The organism is Pseudomonas sp. L7 (assembly GCF_046605565.1).
In the GTDB taxonomy this organism is placed as follows: Bacteria; Pseudomonadota; Gammaproteobacteria; order Pseudomonadales; family Pseudomonadaceae; genus Aquipseudomonas; species Aquipseudomonas wayambapalatensis.
Genome location: NZ_CP176784.1, coordinates 869,940 through 888,053 on the forward strand (window position 1 = coordinate 869,940; position 18,114 = coordinate 888,053).

General features: G+C 64.7%; 14 protein-coding genes, 1 tRNA gene and 2 pseudogenes. 10 read left to right on the forward strand and 7 right to left on the reverse strand.

The annotated features are described in order from the left end of the window. Window positions 1–34 precede the first annotated feature (34 nt). A complete protein-coding gene (locus tag ACK3BK_RS04155) occupies window positions 35–1,138 on the forward strand; it encodes an NADH:flavin oxidoreductase (protein ID WP_186667612.1) in 1,104 nt (367 codons plus the stop codon). Here the strand turns inward: ACK3BK_RS04155 and ACK3BK_RS04160 are convergent. Next, entirely contained in the window at window positions 1,107–2,321 is a 1,215-nt protein-coding gene (locus ACK3BK_RS04160) for a glycosyltransferase family 4 protein (protein ID WP_411383781.1), read from the reverse strand. The genes ACK3BK_RS04155 and ACK3BK_RS04160 overlap by 32 nt on opposite strands. A 270-nt stretch (window positions 2,322–2,591) precedes the next feature. Between ACK3BK_RS04160 and ACK3BK_RS04165 the strand changes: the two are divergent. Together ACK3BK_RS04165 and ACK3BK_RS04170 are read left to right on the forward strand one after the other, a co-directional pair. Next, a pseudogene (locus ACK3BK_RS04165) lies at window positions 2,592–3,224 on the forward strand (PAS domain-containing protein); the annotation flags it as partial. 162 nt (window positions 3,225–3,386) lie between these two features. After that, window positions 3,387–3,818, forward strand: a pseudogene (locus ACK3BK_RS04170) (methyl-accepting chemotaxis protein); the annotation flags it as partial. Window positions 3,819–3,960: 142 nt separating this feature from the next. On the opposite strand, the gene cysZ reads toward ACK3BK_RS04170, so the two are convergent. After that, window positions 3,961–4,689, reverse strand: coding sequence for a sulfate transporter CysZ (gene cysZ, locus ACK3BK_RS04175; RefSeq protein WP_411383782.1), 729 nt, complete (start codon window positions 4,687–4,689; stop codon window positions 3,961–3,963). A gap of 362 nt (window positions 4,690–5,051) precedes the next feature. Here cysZ and trxB point away from each other — a divergent pair, with 362 nt between their 5' ends. Then, window positions 5,052–6,014 carry a thioredoxin-disulfide reductase gene (gene trxB / locus ACK3BK_RS04180; RefSeq protein WP_065863398.1) on the forward strand — a complete coding sequence of 321 codons (963 nt, stop codon included), beginning with the start codon at window positions 5,052–5,054 and terminating at the stop codon, window positions 6,012–6,014. 153 nt (window positions 6,015–6,167) lie between these two features. On the opposite strand, the gene nadC is transcribed toward trxB, so the two are convergent. Beyond that, window positions 6,168–7,016, reverse strand: a complete 849-nt coding sequence (gene nadC / locus ACK3BK_RS04185; RefSeq protein WP_186667616.1) for a carboxylating nicotinate-nucleotide diphosphorylase — start codon at window positions 7,014–7,016, stop codon at window positions 6,168–6,170. 217 nt (window positions 7,017–7,233) lie between these two features. Between nadC and ACK3BK_RS04190 the strand changes: the two genes are divergently transcribed. The 4 genes from ACK3BK_RS04190 to ACK3BK_RS04205 all read left to right on the forward strand — a co-directional run bounded on the left by ACK3BK_RS04190 (window position 7,234) and on the right by ACK3BK_RS04205 (window position 12,993). Then, window positions 7,234–9,384: a DUF1631 domain-containing protein gene (locus tag ACK3BK_RS04190; RefSeq protein WP_411383783.1), complete on the forward strand. Its 2,151-nt coding sequence runs from the start codon at window positions 7,234–7,236 to the stop codon at window positions 9,382–9,384. A gap of 83 nt (window positions 9,385–9,467) precedes the next feature. Next, a complete protein-coding gene (gene ampD, locus ACK3BK_RS04195; RefSeq protein WP_186709418.1) occupies window positions 9,468–10,028 on the forward strand; it encodes a 1,6-anhydro-N-acetylmuramyl-L-alanine amidase AmpD in 561 nt (186 codons plus the stop codon). Beyond that, complete coding sequence (gene ampE / locus ACK3BK_RS04200) at window positions 10,025–10,855, forward strand: regulatory signaling modulator protein AmpE (protein ID WP_411383784.1); 831 nt, start codon at window positions 10,025–10,027, stop codon at window positions 10,853–10,855. The genes ampD and ampE overlap by 4 nt, the downstream gene beginning before the upstream one ends. Before the next feature lie 1,433 nt (window positions 10,856–12,288). Next, window positions 12,289–12,993: a methyl-accepting chemotaxis protein gene (locus tag ACK3BK_RS04205; RefSeq protein WP_411384439.1), complete on the forward strand. Its 705-nt coding sequence runs from the start codon at window positions 12,289–12,291 to the stop codon at window positions 12,991–12,993. A 10-nt stretch (window positions 12,994–13,003) separates the two neighbouring features. On the opposite strand, the gene ACK3BK_RS04210 is transcribed toward ACK3BK_RS04205, so the two are convergent. Beyond that, window positions 13,004–14,161: a hypothetical protein gene (locus tag ACK3BK_RS04210; RefSeq protein WP_186709415.1), complete on the reverse strand. Its 1,158-nt coding sequence runs from the start codon at window positions 14,159–14,161 to the stop codon at window positions 13,004–13,006. 65 nt (window positions 14,162–14,226) lie between these two features. Between ACK3BK_RS04210 and ACK3BK_RS04215 the strand changes: the two genes are divergently transcribed. Continuing rightward, complete coding sequence (locus ACK3BK_RS04215) at window positions 14,227–14,811, forward strand: peptidase M15 (protein WP_411383785.1); 585 nt, start codon at window positions 14,227–14,229, stop codon at window positions 14,809–14,811. Here ACK3BK_RS04215 and ACK3BK_RS04220 read toward each other — a convergent pair. Then, window positions 14,751–15,668 (reverse strand): LysR substrate-binding domain-containing protein, encoded by a 918-nt coding sequence (locus ACK3BK_RS04220; RefSeq protein WP_411383786.1) that lies wholly within the window; start codon window positions 15,666–15,668, stop codon window positions 14,751–14,753. The genes ACK3BK_RS04215 and ACK3BK_RS04220 overlap by 61 nt on opposite strands. A gap of 183 nt (window positions 15,669–15,851) precedes the next feature. Here ACK3BK_RS04220 and ACK3BK_RS04225 point away from each other — a divergent pair, with 183 nt between their 5' ends. Next, window positions 15,852–16,469 (forward strand): LysE family translocator, encoded by a 618-nt coding sequence (locus tag ACK3BK_RS04225; RefSeq protein WP_411383787.1) that lies wholly within the window; start codon window positions 15,852–15,854, stop codon window positions 16,467–16,469. A gap of 60 nt (window positions 16,470–16,529) precedes the next feature. Here ACK3BK_RS04225 and ACK3BK_RS04230 read toward each other — a convergent pair. Then, window positions 16,530–16,606: transfer RNA gene (locus tag ACK3BK_RS04230), tRNA-Met, on the reverse strand. A 94-nt stretch (window positions 16,607–16,700) separates the two neighbouring features. Further along, window positions 16,701–17,633, reverse strand: coding sequence for a FecR family protein (locus ACK3BK_RS04235; RefSeq protein WP_411383788.1), 933 nt, complete (start codon window positions 17,631–17,633; stop codon window positions 16,701–16,703). Window positions 17,634–18,114 lie beyond the last annotated feature (481 nt).

Sequence of the window (18,114 nt, forward strand, 5' to 3'; positions counted from 1 at the left end):
AGGCGCATTTCCTTACCCTCATCGGGAGCGCCGTATGTCCAGCAACCCACTGTTCCAGCCGTTCACCCTGGGCTCCCTCGAGTTGCCGACCCGCGTGGTCATGGCGCCGATGACCCGTACTTTCTGCCCTGGCGGCGTACCGCACGACGGCGTCATCGAGTACTACCGGCGCCGCGCTGCGGCTGGCGTGGGCCTGGTCATCACCGAGGGCACCACGGTCGATCACAAGGCTGCCAACGGTTATCCGAATGTGCCGCGCTTCCATGGCGAAGACGCCCTGGCTGGCTGGAAGAAGGTGGTCGATGCCGTGCACGCCGAAGGCGGGCGCATCGTTCCGCAGCTGTGGCATGTGGGCAGCGTTCGCCGCCTGGGCACCGAACCGGACGCCAGCGTGCCGGGCTATGGCCCGAGCGGTAAAAGCAAGGATGGCCAGGTGGTGGTTCATGAAATGACCCACGATGACATCCGTGAGGTCATCGCCGCCTTTGCACAAGCGGCCCGCGATGCCAAGGCCATCGGTATGGATGGCGTCGAGATCCACGGCGCGCACGGCTACCTGATCGACCAGTTCTTCTGGGCCACCAGCAACCAGCGCAGTGACGAATACGGCGGCGATCTGGCGCAACGCTCGCGCTTCGCCATCGAACTGGTCCAGGCTGTGCGTGCTGCGGTGGGGCCTGGTTTCCCGATCATCTTCCGGTTCTCCCAATGGAAACAGCAGGACTACAGCGCGCGTCTGGTCGAAACGCCCGAGGCATTGGCAGCCTTCCTTAAGCCGCTGGCCGATGCCGGTGTGGATATCTTCCACTGCTCCACCCGCCGTTTCTGGGAGCCGGAGTTCGACGGCTCGCCACTGAACCTGGCCGGTTGGACCCGCAAGCTCACCGGCAAGCCGAGCATCACCGTTGGCAGCGTCGGTCTGGATGGCGAGTTCCTGCAGTTCATGGTCGACACTGACAAGGTGGCCAAGCCAGCCAGCCTGGAAGGCCTGCTGCAGCGCCTGGGCGATGAGGAGTTCGACCTGGTCGCGGTCGGCCGTGCGCTGCTGGTGGATGCCCAGTGGGCGCAGAAAGTCCGCGAGGGCCGTGAGGACGAGATTCTGCCGTTCAGCCGCGAGGCGCTGTCGAGCCTGACTTGATCGTCAGTGGCGTGGCCGCGCGCTCACCCTGGGCGGCGGTCTGCCGACAGGCGCTGTACAAGTGCCCCTCGAACTCTTCGACGATCGCCTGCCAGCCCTGGCGACTGGCGTGCTGGCGGGCATTGAGACGCACCCTGCGCAGGGTCTCGGCGTCCTCGAGCAGCCAGCATGCGGCGTCGATGAATGCTGGCTGATCCCCCGGCATGGCCAGCGCGCCGCTGTGTCCGTGGCGAATATGCTGGGCTGCGGCGGCCTCGTCGTACGCCACTACCGCAAGGCCCGAGGCCAGTGCTTCGAGCACCACGTTGCCGAAGGTTTCGGTGAGGCTGGGGAACAGGAACAGGTCGCCGCTGGCGTAATGTTCGGCCAGTGTTTCGCCGCGTTGCACGCCACAAAACACCGCATCGGGGAACTGCTGCTGCATCTGCGCCCGCAGTGGCCCGTCGCCGACCACGATCAGGCGCAGGCGTCGCTGTGGATAACTCTTCTGCAGCTCCTGCATGCAAGGCAGCAGCAGTGCGAGGTTCTTCTCCGCCGCCAGGCGGCCGACGTGCAGCACCGCGACGTCATCCGGGCCAAGGCCCCACTGCTCACGCAGCGCCTGGCTGCGCCGTGCCGGGTTGAACAGTTGCGCATCGACGCCACGCGCCATCAGTGCCAGGCGTTCGAAACCACGGCGCTCCAGTTCCAGGCGCTGGCTGGCGCTGGGGACCAGGGTGGTCGCGGTGCGGCGGTGGAACCAGCGCAGGTAGTGGGTGAGCAGGCGTGCCAGCAGACCCAGGCCGTACTGGCCGGAATACTGCGGGAAATTGGTGTGAAAACCACTGACCACGGCAATCCCCAGGCGCCGTGCGGCGCGCAGGGCGCTGAGCCCGAGCGGGCCTTCGGTGGCGATGTACAGCACATCCGGGCGCAACCGACGCCAGCGTCGCCACAGCTTGTGCATCGATACCTCGCCCCACTGCAACCCCGGGTATCCCGGCAGTGGCCAGCCACGGCACAGCAGTAGCGCGTCGTCGGCGTTGCCCGGCGCATCACCGACTTGGCGCGGGCGCACCACTTCCACTTGGTGGCCGCGCAGGCGCAGCCCTTCGCTGAGGCGACCAAGGGTATTGGCCACACCGTTGATCTCGGGCGGGAAGGTTTCGCTGACCAGGGTGATGCGTAGGGGCGGTGTATTCATATCAAAAAGTTTCCCCCTGCTGGGTTGCCGTTATGTGACATCCAGATGATCCCCCGGTGACGCCTGTTTTCCAGGTTTTTCCGGCCCCTGGAATATTTCCTTGCCGGGCACTCAAGAACCTCCTGCCCGCAGCCGATGAAGATGCATTCGATGGATGGATTGCGCTCCGGGAGAGCGGTGATGTTCAACAGCAAACTGAAAAAAGAAATCCAGCAACTGCACGAGGAACTGCAATCCATCGAGCAGGTGAAGAACAGCCTCGACAGCGAGATGCTGGTCTTGCAGCTCGACCCTCAGGGACGGATCGAAGTCGCCAACGGCAACTTCGAAAAAGAGATGCTCTACAGCAGCGATCGTCTGATCGGCCGCAACATCGAAGAGATCGTCCCGGAGCACGTGAAGAAGCTGGATTTCTACCAGCGCATGAAGGCCGCAATCACCCGCGGCGAGCACCTCAACGGCGCGTTCCGCCTGCTGCGTGGCAATGGCGAAGAAGCCTGGCTGCGCTCGATCCTGCAACCGGTCAAAGGTGTCGACGGGCGGATCAAGTACTTCACCCTGCATTCGAGCGACCTGACCCGCACCATCGAGACTTCGCGCGAGCATGAAAGCCTGATCAAGGCACTGATGCGCTCAACGGCGGTGATCGAGTTCAACCTCGACGGCCAGGTGCTGACCGCCAACGACCGTTTCCTGCAGACCATGGGCTACAGCCTGGAGCAGGTGCGCGGCAAGCATCACCGCATGTTCTGCGAACCCGAGGAAGTCAGCTCGGCGGGTTACCAGCAGTTCTGGGACAAGTTGCGCCGGGGCGAATACGTGGCCGAGCGCTTCAAGCGCATCGACGCCCATGGTCGAGTCGTCTGGCTGGAGGCTTCGTACAACCCGATCATCGATGCCCATGACGTGCTCTACAAAGTGGTGAAGTTCGCCACTGTGATCACCGACCAGGTCAACCAGGAAATCGCCGTGGCCCAGGCCGCCGATATCGCCTACAGCACCTCGCAGGACACCGACGCCAGCGCCCGCAAGGCCACCGGCGTGGTCACCCAGACGGTCGAGGTGATGCGTGGCCTGGAAAGCTCGATGCAGGAGGCGGCCGAGGGCATCCAGGCGCTGGACAAGCAGTCCAAGGTGATCGGCTCGATCATCAAGACCATCAGCGACATTGCCGGGCAGACCAACCTGCTGGCGCTCAATGCCGCCATCGAAGCCGCCCGTGCCGGTGAGCAGGGCAGGGGCTTCGCAGTGGTTGCCGACGAAGTGCGCCAGCTTGCCTCGCGTACCAGCAGCGCCACCGAGGAGATCGCCCGGGTGGTGCAACAGAACGAGCAACTGGCCCAGGCGGCGGTGGACATCATCGACACCAGCAAGCGCCAGGCCGAGCAGGGCCTGACGCTGGCCGGGGAAACCGGCAGCGTGATCGTCGAGATCCAGGACGGGGCGAAGAAGGTGGTCAATGCGGTGGGGCAGTTCTCCAGCCAGTTGAGTCACTGACTACCGGGCGGTGCCCCTTACTGAAGGCGGTAGGCGAAAAAGGCCAACCCAATCCCTCTGTAGGAGCGGGCTTGCCCGCGAACACGGGCGTAGCCCGTGCCATCCAACGAGGGTGCCAGTTTCGGCACAAGAGCCGGACGCCTCAGTTGCGCTCCCGCACCCAGAACAACGTCGCCCCCGCCACCGCCGCCGGCATCATCAGCACGTTCACCCCCGGGATCATCAACGCCAGGTAGGTGATGCCACCAAACCCCATCGACTGCCAGCGCTTGCTGCGCAACCAGGCGAGCATGTCCTGCCAGCTCATCTTGTTGTTGTCCGCCGGGTAGTCGATGTACTGGATGGCCATCATCCAGATGCCGAACACCAGCCACAGCGGCGCGGCCACCACGTTCACCACCGGGATGAACGACAGGATGAACAGGCCGATGGCGCGCGGCAGGAAGTAGCCGAGCTTGCGCATCTCGCGGCTGAAGGTGCGCGGCACCATCGCCGCCAGTTCACCCCAGCTGAACGCCGGGAAGGTGTCTTCACCGCGTACCACCACCTCGACCTTCTCCGCGAGAAAACCGTTGAACGGCGCAGCGATGATGTTGGCGAACAGGGTGAAGGTGAAGAACACCATCAGCACCACCAGGGCGACGAACAGTGGCCACAGGATGTAGGTGAGGAAACTCAGCCAGCTGGGCAGGGTCGGCATCAGTGCATCGACCCACAGACTGAACTGGTGGCCGGCAAAATAGATCAGGCCGCCGAACAGCAGCAGGTTGACCGCCAGCGGCAACAGCACGAACAACCGCAGGCTCGGGCTCAGGACCAGTTTCAGGCCCTCGCGCAGGTACTGGGGGCCGGACAGGACGGGGGCTTGCATCGGGATGCTCCACAGAAGGAAAACGGGCTGACATTACCGAGTTTGAGACGCCGACGAAAGGCGCGACACCGGCTGTAACAAAGCATAGGGACAATCGCGGATCGGATTCGTCCCTGGATAGAGCCTGTCTATAAGGTGGATTGTCGAAGGATATTTCCTTAATCTTTGCCACCTCGCTACAGTGCGCTCAATTTCTGAACGCCGTGAAACGCCGCGAGCCCTCAGTGGGAGGTGGCACCCAGGTTTTCGGACCTGTGCGTTGTAGCCTTCCCCAAGTGCTGCGCAGGTCCTTTTTCATTTCCAGCCGGCGTCGCCGGCACACTGGTGTCGGCCTCATGTGGCCGGCTCGACAGGAGCACGACATGTCCGAAGTTCGTCATTCCCGGGTCATCATTCTCGGTTCCGGCCCTGCCGGTTACAGCGCTGCGGTCTACGCTGCCCGTGCCAACCTCAAGCCGCTGCTGATCACCGGCATGCAGGCTGGCGGCCAGCTGACCACCACTACCGAAGTCGACAACTGGCCGGGCGACCCCCATGGCCTGACCGGCCCGGCACTGATGCAGCGCATGCAGGAACACGCCGAGCGCTTCGAGACCGAGATCGTCTTCGACCACATCAATGCCGTCGACCTGGCCAGCAAGCCGTTCACCCTGACCGGCGACAGCGGCACCTACACCTGCGATGCGCTGATCGTCGCTACCGGTGCCAGCGCCCGTTACCTGGGCCTGCCGTCGGAAGAAGCGTTCATGGGCAAGGGCGTGTCGGCCTGCGCCACCTGCGACGGTTTCTTCTACCGCAACAAGCCGGTTGCCGTGGTCGGTGGTGGCAACACCGCCGTGGAAGAGGCGCTGTACCTGGCCAACATCGCCAGCAAGGTGACCCTGGTGCACCGTCGCGATACCTTCCGCGCCGAGAAGATCCTGATCGACAAGCTCAATGCCCGTGTCGCCGAAGGCAAGATCGAGCTCAAGCTCAACGCCACCCTGGACGAAGTGCTGGGTGACAACATGGGTGTGACCGGTGCGCGCCTGAAGAACAACGATGGCAGCAGCGACGAAATCAAGGTCGACGGCGTGTTCATCGCCATCGGTCACACCCCGAACACCTCGCTGTTCGAGGGCCAACTGACCTTGAAAGACGGCTACCTGGTGGTCAACGGCGGCCGTGAAGGCAATGCCACTGCCACCAACGTCGAGGGTGTGTTCGCTGCCGGTGACGTGGCCGACCACGTCTACCGCCAGGCAATCACCTCGGCCGGTGCCGGCTGCATGGCGGCACTGGACGTGGAGCGCTACCTGGACGGCCTGGCCAACGCCTCGTTCTGAGTCGCTGCCTGATCACGAAAGAACCGGCCCTCTGGCCGGTTCTTTCGTTTCAGCCTGCCACCGCCATACTGCGAAACGCCGTGAGCGACGGCCTGCTCAGCCGCTAAGTCATTGCTGAAAGCGCAAGCATTGGTCGGCTGACGGGCAGCGGAATCAGAGGCTCAGGCGCATCGACAGGTCGACGGCTTTCACATCCTTGGTCATCGCGCCGATGGAGATGTAGTCCACACCGGTTTCGGCGATGACCCGCAGCGTGGTTTCGTTGACCCCGCCGCTGGCTTCGAGCTTGGCCTTGCCCGCAGTGATGCGCACTGCTTCGCGCATTTCGTCCAGGGTCAGTTCGTCGAGCATGACGATATCGGCACCGGCCGCCAGTGCCTGACGCAGTTCGTCCAGGCTTTCCACTTCGATTTCCACTGGCTTGCCCGGCGCGATGCGGTGCGCGGCGGCGACGGCTTCGGCCACGCCGCCGCTGGCCGCGATGTGGTTCTCTTTGATCAGGAAGGCGTCATACAGGCCGATGCGGTGATTGTGGCAACCCCCGCAGGTGACCGCGTACTTCTGCGCAAGACGCAGGCCCGGCAGGGTCTTGCGGGTATCGAGCAAGCGTACCTGGGTGCCCTCGACCAGGTCGGCGAGAAAGCGTGCGCGGGTGGCAACGCCCGAGAGCATCTGCAGGAAATTCAGTGCCGAGCGCTCGCCGGTCAGCAGCGAACGGGCCGGGCCTTCGAGGTGGAACAGCACCTGGTTGGCAGTGGCGCGTTCGCCATCGGCCACCTGCCAGTGCACCGCCACCCGTGGGTCGAGCTGGCGGAACACGGTATCGACCCAGGCGGTGCCGGCGATCACGCAGTCTTCGCGCGTGATGATGGTGGCCTTGGCCAGCCGCTCGGCCGGAATCAGCTGGGCGGTGATGTCGCCGCTGCCGACGTCTTCCAGCAGCGCGCGGCGCACGTTGGATTCGATTTCGGCGGTGAGATCGGCGAGACGTAGGTTCGGCATGGTCGGCTCCACAAGCTAGATGCCGGCGATTATAGGGCAGGGGGGCGCGGTGTACAGCCGTCGACCCTGCAGTCGGGAAGTGTGCGCCTGGTCGCGTCCTGTAAATGGCGTGTTGGCAGCTTTCATCTTTTTCACTGATAATGGCGCCTTGTATTTGGCGTCATAGCTTTGACGATGTTTCCTCGCCAGTCGACCAATACCCTGCAAGGAGTTCGGGATGCATGAAGAAGGCAAGATGGGGCCCTTGGTGGCCGCCATCGACAGAGGGGTGCGTACGCCCTTGCCTTGCCTTCCCGTCGTGCTCCTGCAAGTGCGTGACAAAGCTGCACTGCACCTGCGCCAGGGGCTGCGTGCCCTGTTCGACAACGCTGACGACACCCTCTTCGAAATGGCCGACAAGGCCTGCGCTGGCGATCAGCAACACCTCTATTTCGAAGCCATGCGCGACTTGCGTCTCAAGCGCAAGAGCATCGAGCGGGCCTTCCTCGACACCTTCCACGACACCTTCAGCCGCATCGGCCAGGCCGACCCGCTAGGCGCGCTGGGCAGTATCGACCTGCCCGTCGGCAAGGCCCAGCGCGAACGAACCCTGGCCGTTGGGGCCATGGTCGAGCGCGTGCTGGCGCGCGACGGCTTTGCCCTCGAGCAACTCGGCCAGCGCCTCGCCGCCCTGCTCGAAATCCCCCTGGATGCGCGCTGCAATCCGCTGGGGCCTGCGTGCCTGTGTGGCTACTTTCTGGACGCCGGACGCAGCCTGGGGGTAGACCTCAAGGTCAAGCTGGTCCTGCTCAAGCTGTTCGAGCGCTATGTGCTGCGCGACGTCGACCTGCTCTATGGCGAGGCCAACCAGCTACTGGCCGCGGCGGGCGTGCTTGGCGAACTTGCCCCCGCCCCGCGCCGGCGAGCCGAGGACCGCAGCCTGGCCGCACGCCGCACCCAGGCCTCGTTGATCGCGGGTGAAGACATTGGTGCGGACAGCGCCGGCCAGGCGTACTTCGCCTCGCTGGAAGGCCTGCTGGCACCGGTACGTGGCAGGCTGGCGCCGCGCTTGCAGAGTGTCTCGACGGCGCAGCCGATCGGTAGCGCCGACCTGCTGCGCCTGCTCACCCACCTTCAGCACTACGTGCCTGGGCCGTTCGAGGCCGACGACTTCGACCTGGGCCAGCAGCTCGAGCAACTGTTGCTGCGGGTCAGCGTTCGCAGTGGCACGCGCCGCCGCCTGGTCACCGCTGACGAGGACATGATCAACCTGGTCGGCCTGCTGTTCGATTACATCGAGCGCGACGATAACCTGCCGCCGCCCCTGCGTGCCCTGCTTGGACGCCTGCACATCCCTCTGCTCAAGGTCGCCCTGCTCGACAAGAGCCTGTTCAGCCGTGCCAGCCATCCGGCGCGCCGCCTGCTCAACGAAATCGCCGCCATGGCCATCGGTTGGGAAGGGGCGGGTGAAGGGCTGCAGGCGCGGGTGGAGCGTATCGTCCTGCGGCTGCTCAGCGATTTCACCGACGATGCTCGGCTGTTCGCCGAGGTGCTCGACGAGTTCCTGCTCTTCAGCACTGAAGAGCGCCGGCGCAACGAGCTGCTGGAGCAGCGCACCCGCGATGCCGAAGAGGGCCGGGCGCGGACGCTGCAGGCACGCCAGCAGGTCCAGCACGCGCTCAACCAACGCCTGCGCGGGCGCGTATTGCCGCGGGTGGTGGTGCAGATGCTGGTGGACTCCTGGAGCCAGGTGCTGCTGCTGGCCTGGCTCAAGCAGGGCGAGGCATCGGCGGCCTGGATCGATGGTCTGGCGACCATGGACGCGCTGCTGGCCAGCATCGCCCCGCACCCGGGGGCGCAAGCGCGCCAGGCCCTGCTCGAACAGGTGCCGGGCCTGCTCAAGGCGTTGCGCGATGGGCTGGCGGGGGTGGCACTGGACTCGGCCGCGCTGCGCGAGTTCTTCCTGCAACTGGAGCGTCTGCACCTGCGCGCCTGTGCCGAGCCTGGCCACTGGCAGGACGAGTCTGACGATGTGCGGGTCGAGTCGGACATCGTCCTGGCCGTCGCCGAGGAGTCGGCAGGTGGCCTGATGCCGGTGCTGGACGAACACAGCCCGCAACTGCGCCAGGTCCAGCGTCTGCGCCTGGGCACCTGGATCGAGCTCAGCGACGAGGACGAGCCGCTGCGCTGCAAGCTGGTGGCGCGTATCGACAGCAGTGATCGGCTGGTCTTCGCCAACCGCACCGGCATGAAGGTGCGCGAGTGGAACAGCATCGGCCTGGCCCTTGCCCTGCACCGTGGCGAGGCACGGGTGCTGGACGACGGGCTGCTGTTCGAACGCGCCCTGGATGCAGTGCTCGACAGCCTGCGCATCGCCCAGGTACGTTGAGGCGCCAACAATCATTTACATGCAAGCGCGCGGTTGGCGGGGCATACTGAAGCCTCGTATCCGGCGTTTTTCAGGATCTGCCCATGCAATTGGACCGCGCCACTGGCTGGTTCTCCGGTGTCACTCACTGCCCGTCGCCGAACTTCAACGCCCGCCCCGACGGCGAGGCGATTTCCCTGCTGGTGATCCACAACATCAGCCTGCCGCCGGCCTGTTTCGGCACGGGCAAGGTTCAGCAGTTCTTCCAGAACCGGCTTGATCCGGCCGAGCATCCCTACTTCGAAAGCATCCAGCACCTGACTGTGTCGGCGCACCTGTTCGTCGAGCGCGATGGCGCGGTCACCCAGTTCGTGTCGTTGTTCGACCGCGCCTGGCATGCCGGGGTGTCGTGCTTCGACGGGCGCGAGGGATGCAATGACTTTTCCATCGGCATCGAGCTCGAAGGCACCGACGATATGCCCTACACCGATGCCCAGTACACCGCCCTGCAACAACTGACGCGGCAGATCCGCAGCCGCTGGCCTGCGATCGGTCCCGAACGCATCCAGGGCCACGACCATATCGCGCCGGGGCGCAAGACCGATCCCGGGCCGGCCTTCGACTGGCCCCGCTACCGCGCCGCGCTGAACGAGGACAAGGCATGAGTTTCCTGGTGTTGGTACTGGTGTTGTGGGTCGAGCAGTTCTCGTCCCTGCGCCATCGCTTGCAACGTGACGGATTCTTCCTGGGGGAGTTGGTGCGTCTGGAACGCAGCGGCAAGGTGCACCCCTGGTGGAGCCTGGCGATCCTGGTGTTGGCTCCGGTGGTGGTGCTGGCGTTGCTGCTGCACGTGTTGCAGCCGGTGGCCTACGGCCTGCTGGCACTGCCGGTGCACCTGCTGGTGCTGATCTACAGCCTTGGGCGCGGTGATGCCAAGGCGGCGCTCGGCCCGTTCCGCGATGCCTGGCGTCGGGGTGATGAACAGGCGGCGCTGCATGTGGCCGAGCGCGACCTGGGCCTGGCGGCATACGATCCGCGCGACCTGCTGGCACGGGTGCAGGGCAACCTGGTGTGGCAGGCGTACCAGAGCTTCTTTGCCGTGATTTTCTGGTACTTCCTGCTCGGTCCGGCCGCAGCGCTGGGGTATCGCTTGCTGGCGCTGAGTGCGGCGAACAGCCGTCAACCGGCGCTCAAGGAGCGCGCGGCGCAGCTGCGCCATGCCATGGACTGGCTGCCGGTGCGGGTGCTGGCGCTGAGCTTCGCGCTGGTCGGCAACTTCGTTTCGGTGACCCGGGTGATGCTGCACGAAGTGCTCAACTGGCACATCAGCGCCGGGCAGTTGATCGCCCGTGTCGGGCGGGTGGCCGATGACATTCCCGAGGAAGAAGAGGCGCAGAGCGCGCTGGCGCGCCTGGACAGCCTGTGGGAGCTGCTGCTGCGCAGCGCGGTGCTGTGGTATGCGGTGTTTGCACTGTGGACGGTGCTGCTCTGAGGTGAGCGGCGAGGCTGCTTAACCTTAAGTTACAAACCTTGGATTGATTCTGCGCTATACAGAGCCTCGGCCAGTTATGGCCTTGTGCTACCCCGCAGAACAATAAAAATCCAAGGAGGTGACCCATGAAGCGCCTGCTCCATCCGGCCATCGCGTTGATGAACCGGCTGAGCTTCGGCATGAAGTTCAGCCTGATCAGCGTCCTGTTCTTTCTGCCCATGCTGGTCACCAGCTTCTACCTGGTTCGCGATGCCTATCGCCAGTTCCATGTCACAGGCGTCGAGCTGAACGGCCTTGGCCCCGTGGCTGGCAGCCTTAGCCTGCGGGGCGATCTCGAAAGCCTGGGCAATCTCCTGCAGATCAACGCCGTGCTCGGTCAGTCGGGCCAGGCAGGGGATGTCGAAGCGCGTATCGATGCTCTTGAGGACAAGGTCCAGGCCCAGCTCCAGGCCCTGGCGAGCCAGGATCCGCAACTCGAAGCCAAGCGCGTCGAGCTGGCCGACGCCTTCGCCAGGGCTCGTGCCGAAACCTCCCTGCAAAACAAGACCGCACTGTTCGACAAGCTGCTGGCCCAGGCCCAGGTGCTGGGCAAGCTGGTGGCCAGCCAGACGGGGTTGACCCAGGACAACCAGGCATCGGTACGCCAGTTGAGCGACCTGATCGGTGCCAGCACCGCACAGGTCACCCAGATGCTCGGCGAAGGACGGGCCATCGGCGCCGTTGCCCTGGGCCGCGGTTTCATCGATTCGGCGGGGAGTGCCCGTTTCGAAGACTTGCTGCAACGCCTGGAGCGTCTGTCGGCTGACTACGCCCTGCGAGTGGACGACGCCTTGGCAGCCGATGCCGAGGCCAAGGCCAGCCTCGGTACGCAGGCCCAGCTCAGCCAGGCAACGGTGCGCCGGGCTGCGGCGCTGTTCGAGGAACAGGTCGTGGTGGCCGAAACCCTCGACGCACCCTGGCCTGCGTTCTACGAGCAGGTCAGTGCCCTGATGGGCGAAACCTACCGGCTCAACGACGCAGTGGTCGCCCACCTCCAGCAGCAATTGCAGGCGCGCCTGGACGAGCACCGCTTGCACATGATCGCGTTGGTTGCGGCGCTGGCCAGCGTGTTCCTGTCGATCCTCTATCTCTACAGCGGTTTCTATGTGTCGACCCGGCGCACCCTCGGCAATCTTGGCGCGGCCATGGACAGGGTGGCCGGTGGCGATATGACGGTCAGCTTCGAGGTACGCAGCCAGGATGAGCTGGGCGAGCTGGGCCAGGGCTTCAACGAGACCGTACGACGCATCCGGGGGCTGATCGAGCAGGTCGGGCGTACCGTGGCGACCGTCGAGGAGCAGGCCGGGCAGGTGCTGTCGGTGTCGACACGCAGCAACCAGGCCGTGAGTGGCCAGCGCGAACAGATCGAGCAGGTGGCCACGGCCATGAACCAGATGAGCGCCACCGCCCAGGAGGTGGCCCGCAGCGCGGCGCTGGCCGCCGATGGCGCGCAGCAGGTCAACCGCGAGAGTGCCAACGGGCGTAGCCTGGTGGCGCACCAACAGGACAGCATTGCTCGCCTGGCCGGCGAGATCGACCAGACGGTGGCTGCGGTCAACCAATTGGTCGGCGACAGCCAGGCCATCGGCCGGGTACTGGAAGTGATCCGCAGTATTGCCGAGCAGACCAACCTGCTGGCCCTGAACGCGGCCATCGAGGCGGCGCGTGCGGGCGAGCAGGGCAGGGGCTTTGCCGTGGTTGCCGATGAAGTACGTACCTTGGCACGCCGCACCCAGGACTCCACCGAGGAAATCGCGCAGATGATCCAGCGCCTGCAGGAGGGGGTTGGTGCTGCGGTGCGCGCCATGGGCAGCAGCCACCAGATGGCGGCGGGGACCGTGGATGAGGCGCGGCAGGTGCAACAGGCACTGGCCAATATCCTGGGCGCGGTGGGTGGCATCGTCGAGCAGAACCAGCAGATCGCCGCGGCCGTCGAGCAGCAGACGGCCGTGGCCCATGACATCGACCAGAACATCGTGGCGATCAACCGCGCGGCGCAGGACACCACTCAGGGTGCCTGCCAGACGGAGGACGCCAGCCGCGCGCTGTCGAGCCAGGTGGTGGAGTTGAAGCGGCTGATCGGGGCCTTCAGGGTCTAGACGACGCCTGTCAGCCCTGCGGCGCCGTGATCTCCACGGGTTTGCGCAAGTCCCTCAGGCTGCGGGTCACGGTGCCGGTGTTGCACTTGGCCGCAGCCTGCTCCGGGGTCATGTCGCGGATGGTGCGGTAGAACAGTTCGCAGGTCTGTTTTTTCTGGGTTACCTGCCATTTGTTCGAGCAGGCCTGCAGCGTCAGCTTGGCGTCCGCCTGCGGGTTGCGGCCCATGCCGGCCTGCCAGCAGGCGGCGCTCAGGTCCTGGCCCATCATCTTCAGGCCCGCAGCGTCCGCCTTGTCCTGATCTCCGCCGGTGTTGTTCTTGTCGGCCGCATACCAGATCGCGCTCGGGTGGTTGGCGCCCAGCACCGGTACCTGGGTGCCGGCTTCAGGGCTGATGCTGACCAGCCCCAGCACATTGACCTTCGGCCCGTACTGCTGCTGGATCCAGCTGCGCACCGGGGCGCCGAAGGCCACCATTGGCAGGGGCTTGGCGTCGTGGCGCAGGGTCATCTCCTTGACCATGCGCGTCTGATAGTCGGCGAAGTAGCTGTAGGTGCCTTCCAGGTCCTTGCCGGCGCTGGCGGGCGCGGCGATCGGGGCGATGTCGACGATGGTCTGGTAGGCCGGGGTCTGGCTGGCCTCGACACCGTTGAAGGTCAGCAGCTGTGCCCAGCGATCGGTGGTGTTGGAGCGCAGGTAGTCCTGGGCCTGGGTCAGCGAATAATCCGGCGGGAAGTGCAACAGCTCGATGCTGCGGCGATTTTCCAGGGCCATCCCCAGTGGCAGGAACAGGTACCAGTCGTAGGCCCACTTGCCATCGTTGTTCAGGCGCGTGGCGCCCTGGTAGGCCAGCTCGCCGCTGTCGAGCAGCTTGCGCAACGGCTCGGCATAGCTGGGCGGAACGTCGCTGATATGGGCATGCAGCCTGTCGTTGTCGCGACGCACCTGTACCTGGGCGTTGGCATAGCCGTCGCGGCGTACGCTCTGGGTCAGGTAGTGCTCGACGGTCTGTTCCAGCGTCCAGTCGCGAAAGCAGATCACGTGGCAGTTGTTGGGGAAGGCGAACAGGCGGGTGACCCGTTGCGCATCGCCCAGGTCGACCTGAGCATCCGCCAGTGCCAGGCCGCTGAAGGCGAGGGCGGCCAGGCCCGATACAGCCATCTTTTGCATGCTTAACTCCTTGTCAGTGGCCGCCAGGATCGGCGGGCTGCTCATACTGGATGAAGAGGTGGGGGATGAAAAGCGTCGGAACATGGCTGTTGGCGACGTCGCTTTTGGCGATGACAGAGGTCTGCGCCGATGAGCGTGATGTGCGGATGTTCGCCCATTGGGCGGGCGATCACGAGACCCGCGCGTTTCGCCAGATGCTGGTGGATGCGCGGTTGTACGGAGTGGTGCCGATCCACCAGTTGCTGCGCTCGGCGTCGGACTGGCGTCTGTGCCGCGCCTCCCCGTTCGCCGTGGCGCCCACCGCGCAATGGCCGGCGGTGCGCTCGACCCTGGCCCTGATCCGCACCCTCGATGAGCAGGGCATCCTGCGCCGGTTCGAGGTGGTATCCGCCTACCGCGACCCCAAGCTCAACGCCTGTGCCGGGGGCGCGGTGGGCAGCGCCCATACCCGCGCCTTCGCTGTCGACCTGTTGCTGCCCGACTGGGCCGATCCCAATCCGCTGTGCGTCTTCTGGCAGCAGCACGGACAGGCCTGGAACATGGGGCTGGGGCGCTACCCTTCAGGCCGTATCCATCTCGATACCGCGGGCTACCGCACCTGGGGTGGCGACGGCAGCGCAGGTTCGTCGTTCTGTGCCAGGCCCAGGTGATCGAGACTGCCCTGGCACTGGCACAAGACCCATTCGGCGAAGCGCTGGCGCTTGCTGTCATCGTCCAGGGGCTGGGGGCTGAGCAGATGATAGGCCGAGCCGTCGCGCATAAATCCGTAGGGCGCCTGCAACTGGCCGCTGTGTAGTTCATCGCCAACCATCAGGGCCGAGGCGATGGCCATGCCCAGCCCGGCACTGGCGGCCTGGATTGACAGATAGAAATGCTCGTAGTCGCTGCGTTCCATATGGGTGACGCTGTTGCCGCTCAGGCTCAGCCAGGTGTTCCAGGCTGTGGTGCGGGTGTGGCTGTGCAGCAGACGCTGGCCATCGAGCGTTGTGGGCGCGCCCGCGCGGACGACCGGGCCGATCCATTCCGCGCAGATCTTCAGGCTGTGCAGTTGGCGATCCCAGCGGAAGTCGTCACGGCGTAATGCCAGGTCGATACCGCCGCGGGTGAAGTCGACCGGGCCGCCCGCGGCCACCAGGTGCAATTGCAGGTCCGGGTGGCGGGCATGGAAGTCCGGCAGGCGCGGGATCAGCCAGCGCATGGCGAGGGTGGGCTCGCACGACAGCACCAGGACGTTGTCCTGGGCGTGTTCCTGAAGGCGCTGCACCGTGCTGGCGAGCTGTTCGAAGATCGTTTGCGTAGTGTCGAACAGGGTGCGACCGGCGGCGGTGAGAAAGACTGCGCGGTTGCGGCGTTCGAACAGTTCGATCCCCAGGCCCTCTTCGAGCAGGCGGACCTGGCGGCTGACCGCGCCATGGGTGACGTGCAGTTGCTCGGCGGCGCGCACGAAGCTTTCGCTGCGAGCGGCACTGTCGAAGTAGCGCAGGGCGGTGAGGTGGGGGAGTTTCATGGGGGAGTCCGCTGTCTGTTCCGGGCTGCCGCTGGAGTGGCTGGCGTGAACAAGCCATGTGCGTCAAAGAATAGGTGATGAAAACTAGCAGATAAAGCCGCGATAAAATCGATTTTTACTCGTGCCAGCGCCTTCGATAATCGTCCCTCCTGTGTACTGACGTCACCTATCGAGGCCTCCTGCATGACCGAACTGATCGCCGTTGCCCTGTTCACCCTCCTGGCTGTCATCAGCCCCGGCGCCGACTTCGCCATGGTCACTCGCAGCAGTTATGCACAAGGGCGTCGGGCCGGATTGGCGGCAGCGCTGGGGATCGCCCTGGGGGTTCAGGTGCATGTGTTGTACACACTGTTCGGCATCGCGGTGCTCATCAGCCGCAGCCCGACGCTGTTCGTGCTGATGAAAACCCTGGGGGCGGGGTATCTGGTCTACCTGGGGTACAAGTCGCTGACCAATACTCAGCGCATCCGGCTCGACAGCCAGAAGCCGGCGAATGCGAGGGGCGCATTCGCGGCCCTGCGCACGGGCTTTCTCACCAACGCACTGAACCCCAAGACCATGCTGTTCGTGATCAGCGCCTACACGCAGGTGGTAAAGCCGGGCAGCGAACTGGCGATAAACCTGGGCTATGGTGCCTTCATGTCGTTGGCCCATTGGGCGTGGTTCAGCCTGGTGGCGGTGTTTTTCTCCAGCACCGGGCTGCGCAAGGCGATGATCGAACGACAGATCGTGGTGGATCGGGTGATCGGCGTGGCATTGATTGGCCTGGGGGTGGCCGTCGCCATGGCGGGAATACGCTGAAGGGGATTCTCGAGGGCAAAGAAAAAAAGGGCCTACCTTGCGGTAAGCCCTTTTCGTATTTGGTGGCTACACAGGGACTTGAACCCCGGACCCCAGCATTATGAATGCTATGCTCTAACCAACTGAGCTATGTAGCCAATGGCGCGCATTATTCTCTTGTGATGACCCTCTGTCAACACTCATTTCAAAAAAAATCTACACGCTTTCAAAAACTTAGCCGGAAGGCCCGCTTCAGCGGACGATCAGCCACTGCCCGAGCAGGTTGTTGACCCGCAATTGTTGGGCGGCGGCGAGCCTGTCGAGGGTTTCGCCTGCGCGGTCGAGGTTGAAATCACCGCTGATGCGCCGATAAGCAGTTTGCTCGTCCATCAGCCACACCCGCTGCCCTTGGTAGCTGGCTAGCCGCTCCAGCACTTGCTGCAACGGCATGTCCCGGGCGACCAGTTGCCCGCTGCGCCAGGCATCGGCAGTCTTGATGTCGGCCTTTTCCACCGCATCGATACGCACCGGGTTGAACCTGACCCGCTCGCCCGCCGACACCATGCGCTGGTCGCCGCCCTGGCTGACCATGGCCTTGCCGCTGAGTACCACCAGTTCGTCGTAGTCGCTGTTGCGGGCGATCATCAGGCGGGTGCCGAACACCTGGATCCGCGCGGCGTCCACCTGCACCTCCAGCGCACGCCCATCGAGCATCACTTCAAGGTACACCTGGCCCTGCACCAGTTGCAGTTGCCGGGTGCGGCTGCGCAGGTCAACGTTCATGGCGCTGGCGCTGTCCAGATGCAGGGTCGAACCGTCCGCCAGGCGCAGGCTGCGGCGCTCGCCTGCAGCGGTGTGCAGCTCGCTGCCCAGGCGCTGCATCAATGGCCAATAGAGGTAGGCCAGCGCGGCCAGCAGCAACAGGAACAACGCCCCCAGTGCCTTGCCCCAGTGACTGCGACGTACCGCCACCTCCCGCGGTCGCAGCCGCGCAGGCGGGCTCTGCAGTTGCTGCCAGCGGCTTTCCAGCGCCGCAAAAGCGCGGGCATTGTCCGGATCCTGGCACCATAGCGCGAAGGCCTTGCGCTGCCGCTCGTCACCGCCCGGCTGGCGCAGGCGGGCGAACCATTCCAGTGCTTCGCGTTGGGGGTCGTGATCGAACTGCACGGCGGGCATCGGGTTCATGGGATCGGTCTGCTCGCGAGAAGGGCGGTGTGCCCTGTGTTTGCGGAGGGAATGAGCTGAGGATGCTAAATATAGTGAGAACCATTTGCAAGTGAGTGGGCGATGGGTGGTCTTGTGGTTTAAGCGTCTTTGCGCTTTTTTCAGGCATGTCTTTCAAGGTGTTCGCATGTGATTGCGTGAGGGCTGAGAGGTGCTTGCCGAAAGTTTTTTAGTGCCTATGAGATCGAGCGCCGCCCGCGCGGCGCTTCGCGGGCAAGCCCGCTCCTACATTTGTTTCGGGCCAATGAATCCTGTGGCATTTTCGCGCCCCCCCTTTGGCGCACGGCGCGTTACCGAGTCGTACACACCAGGCGTCGAGCGCCTATAGCACAGGCATAACTGGCCCGAAACAAACTGTAGGAGCGGGCTTGCCCGCGAAGCGCCGCGCGGGCGGCGCTCGATCTCACAGGCACTAAAAAACTTTCGGCGAGCGCATGGAAAA

Coding starts and splice junctions, on each gene's coding strand:
- ACK3BK_RS04155 (WP_186667612.1), top strand. CDS start 35: ATGTCCAGCAACCCACTGTTCCAGCCGTTCACCCTGGGCTCCCTCGAG.
- ACK3BK_RS04160 (WP_411383781.1), bottom strand. CDS start 2,321: ATGAATACACCGCCCCTACGCATCACCCTGGTCAGCGAAACCTTCCCG.
- cysZ (WP_411383782.1), bottom strand. CDS start 4,689: ATGCAAGCCCCCGTCCTGTCCGGCCCCCAGTACCTGCGCGAGGGCCTG.
- trxB (WP_065863398.1), top strand. CDS start 5,052: ATGTCCGAAGTTCGTCATTCCCGGGTCATCATTCTCGGTTCCGGCCCT.
- nadC (WP_186667616.1), bottom strand. CDS start 7,016: ATGCCGAACCTACGTCTCGCCGATCTCACCGCCGAAATCGAATCCAAC.
- ACK3BK_RS04190 (WP_411383783.1), top strand. CDS start 7,234: ATGCATGAAGAAGGCAAGATGGGGCCCTTGGTGGCCGCCATCGACAGA.
- ampD (WP_186709418.1), top strand. CDS start 9,468: ATGCAATTGGACCGCGCCACTGGCTGGTTCTCCGGTGTCACTCACTGC.
- ampE (WP_411383784.1), top strand. CDS start 10,025: ATGAGTTTCCTGGTGTTGGTACTGGTGTTGTGGGTCGAGCAGTTCTCG.
- ACK3BK_RS04205 (WP_411384439.1), top strand. CDS start 12,289: ATGAGCGCCACCGCCCAGGAGGTGGCCCGCAGCGCGGCGCTGGCCGCC.
- ACK3BK_RS04210 (WP_186709415.1), bottom strand. CDS start 14,161: ATGCAAAAGATGGCTGTATCGGGCCTGGCCGCCCTCGCCTTCAGCGGC.
- ACK3BK_RS04215 (WP_411383785.1), top strand. CDS start 14,227: ATGAAAAGCGTCGGAACATGGCTGTTGGCGACGTCGCTTTTGGCGATG.
- ACK3BK_RS04220 (WP_411383786.1), bottom strand. CDS start 15,668: ATGAAACTCCCCCACCTCACCGCCCTGCGCTACTTCGACAGTGCCGCT.
- ACK3BK_RS04225 (WP_411383787.1), top strand. CDS start 15,852: ATGACCGAACTGATCGCCGTTGCCCTGTTCACCCTCCTGGCTGTCATC.
- ACK3BK_RS04235 (WP_411383788.1), bottom strand. CDS start 17,633: ATGAACCCGATGCCCGCCGTGCAGTTCGATCACGACCCCCAACGCGAA.